Genomic DNA, 2605 nt, shown 5'->3' on the forward strand with positions numbered 1-2605 from the left:
CGCAACGGTTGCGTATATGAAAAAAGCCACTTTTCAGTGGCTTAAATCAACAAAAATAGATACACTTGCTAGTTAAAGGACGAGCCAACGGCTGGACTGAGTCGGGTTTGTTGGTGAATAAAATGCACCTGCTCTTGTGGGTGCATTTTTTAATATGCTCCATCTGCCGTTATCACAAATCACATAGATTTTGTAAGTGGCTTAAATCAACGAAAATTAATTTGATTAGGTTGTTTACCAAGAAACAACAGGGACTGTTCTCTCCTGCTTGAACTGTTCTATCTCTTCGAGTGTAACGTCATCAAGAGTTCGCTCACCAATGAAGATGTCGGCTAGACTTGCATTAAACTTCCAGTCCTTTGCTTTCCAGTCCCAAGAAAAAGGAAGTCCACTTTCAATTTTAATTAGAAGAAGACGGTCGTCACTCGCCAAATAATGTGTTCCCATTAGCCGACACCTCCAATCTTTTAACGGCAATTGCCTTAAATGCCTTCGGGCGTCATGTGGATGACAATTTTGACTTCATTATGTAATCGTTAGCGCTTAATCAAACCAGATCTTTACAACGTTACCGTCTGCGGAAGTAATATCCACAAGTGTGCCACTCTCGCCTGTCTTTGCAGCATCCATAAGCGCATCAAGATTGATATTAGAGAGCTGCTCCTGAGTCTCCTGATTAAGATAGCTTCCGCTGACCTGGATTCCCGAGTTCAAAACAAACTTTGCCAGGCCCAGAGGCACGCACATATCAACAACGTCGCCGTCATCGGAGACGATGTACACATGCAGTCCATGTTTTGCAGAACCATTGCCAAGACGGACGCCCTTCTTCTTGCTACTATCAGCCTCGTCGTTCTTCTCGACTTTGACCATACTTTTACCAAAAAGCTTACCAAAGCTGAAACCTGAAGATTGAGTGGCAATACCCTGGTCGGCGTCCTCTGTAGGCTCTTCTACGATCTCTGCGGACTCATCAACTACAACAGAAACAGCCTCAGCAGCGCTTTCTTGAGCAGTCGCACTCTCCTGAGTGGAAGCGCTCGCGCCGCTCAAAAGCTCGTCAACGGACACGCCAAGGAAGCGCGCAAGATCTGGCAACAGCGAGATGTCTGGATAGTTAATGTCGTTCTCCCACTTGCTCACCGCCTGCGGACTCACGTTCAGCTCCTTTGCCAGGCGCTCCTGCGTTGCAGTTTTGGCCAAACGAAGACGTGCAATACGACGACCAAGGGTCTCAGATGAAGTAGTCATAGTTGCTCCTTTTCTCAACTCATTATCACTGAAATGGCATGCGGGCCGCTAATTTCACTATGAGTCGTAACAATACGTTCAACAAGAACGCATCAGTTGAGTTGGGTATCGCAACGGTTTCCAGCCACTCAACAGCAGGTTGAGTTCGCAGGTAAACTATGCTTTTTGACCGAAAATCACTTGCTCTAAAAGTATTCTCCCACTACCATTTAAACAAGAAACTTTTGATGTTTAGAAAGGTCTGTCTATGGCTGGCGAGAAGAACTGGGTGTTCTGGACCAGTGGTGCGCATATTGTTTCTGGTTTTGAGCAGTGCGCTACAGACGGTTTTGTTGGCGTTGACGCAGATGGTGTCGTGTATCTCTTTGATAACAATCAAAACGTCTTTGCCTCGGCCCATGCTTCAGATATCGAGGGAACAGTCGGTAGCTGGAGAGGAACCTGGCTCACTATCGACGATAAAAGATATGTTCTAGAATTTGTACCTCTGGCAGATAAGATTGCTCCTCGCCTGATTTTTGGAGCCATAAGCAATGTGTTTATGCAAGAACTTCACCACGGAGATCAGGAGAAGGTCCCTCGTGAGCTCCTTGAAGACTTCAAGATTGCATTCGAGAACGCCAAATATAGGCGCTAAAGCAAACTAATTTTTTGAATTATTCATATCCTTGCGAATAAGCTCTTTGATATAGCTTGATCGGTTCTCTTTACCTTCTAAGAACTCTATTAAATCGCTATCACTTGGATATAGATTAAACATAATTGCCTTTACGTTATTCTTCCGATATTTAGCGCTCGCCCTTTTCTGTGCTTCACTAGTAGCCATAATAGACACCTTTCCTACTTAAATAATAAATTTTCCCTATAATAATTTTAAACTTCAGTAGCATTAGCCCATACTAATGACATCTTTAATTTTAAAAATATAATAATTGTAAGATGAAAATTTTTTACACTTCTTTCAATTAGAAATACAATTATCACTTTAAATCAATGAGATTATTTTTATTGGTAAGTATTCTTATTTAAAATTCAAATAGTCATAGTGTTTTACTTTGGTTATCATACGCTCCTCAGATAATATAATTCAAAATTGAACTGTAAGCAACGCATTTGTATCTTGATTACCGTACGATCTCCCAGGTAGTAAAATAGAAGCAACAGCCACCCAGTCATGAACTGCCTCCCATTTCTTATGTCCAGGAAATGGGAGGCAGTTGATTCTCGACCAGTTATTATTGCAACTTATCGAATGCTAGAGCACTATGCCATCACTTTTTGGAAGAATACTTGGAGCAATTCTACGCAGAATGGAATGCGAAAAAGTGATAATTAAAGAGACAAAAAAGCTGAG

4 protein-coding genes are annotated in these 2605 nt (G+C 42.1%); 1 reads left to right on the plus strand and 3 read right to left on the minus strand.

The genetic code is table 11. The features are described from left to right. Positions 1 to 234: 234 nt before the first annotated feature. Both RWJ43_RS06620 and RWJ43_RS06625 read right to left on the minus strand, forming a co-directional pair. Positions 235 to 447, minus strand: a complete 213-nt coding sequence (locus tag RWJ43_RS06620; RefSeq protein WP_314009140.1) for a hypothetical protein — start codon at positions 445 to 447, stop codon at positions 235 to 237. A gap of 96 nt (positions 448 to 543) precedes the next feature. Continuing rightward, on the minus strand, positions 544 to 1251 hold the full coding sequence (locus tag RWJ43_RS06625) for a helix-turn-helix transcriptional regulator (protein ID WP_314009142.1): 708 nt from the start codon (positions 1249 to 1251) through the stop codon (positions 544 to 546). A gap of 247 nt (positions 1252 to 1498) precedes the next feature. Between RWJ43_RS06625 and RWJ43_RS06630 the strand changes: the two genes are divergently transcribed. Next, positions 1499 to 1888 carry a hypothetical protein gene (locus RWJ43_RS06630; protein WP_314009144.1) on the plus strand — a complete coding sequence of 130 codons (390 nt, stop codon included), beginning with the start codon at positions 1499 to 1501 and terminating at the stop codon, positions 1886 to 1888. Positions 1889 to 1894: 6 nt separating this feature from the next. Here RWJ43_RS06630 and RWJ43_RS06635 read toward each other — a convergent pair whose 3' ends face one another. After that, the gene (locus RWJ43_RS06635) at positions 1895 to 2077 is read right to left on the minus strand and encodes a hypothetical protein (RefSeq protein ID WP_314009145.1); all 183 of its coding nucleotides are present in this window, start codon (positions 2075 to 2077) and stop codon (positions 1895 to 1897) included. Positions 2078 to 2605: the final 528 nt, after the last annotated feature.

The sequence above is a fragment of the Lancefieldella parvula genome, from assembly GCF_963530955.1.
Taxonomy (GTDB): Bacteria; Actinomycetota; Coriobacteriia; order Coriobacteriales; family Atopobiaceae; genus Lancefieldella; species Lancefieldella parvula_A.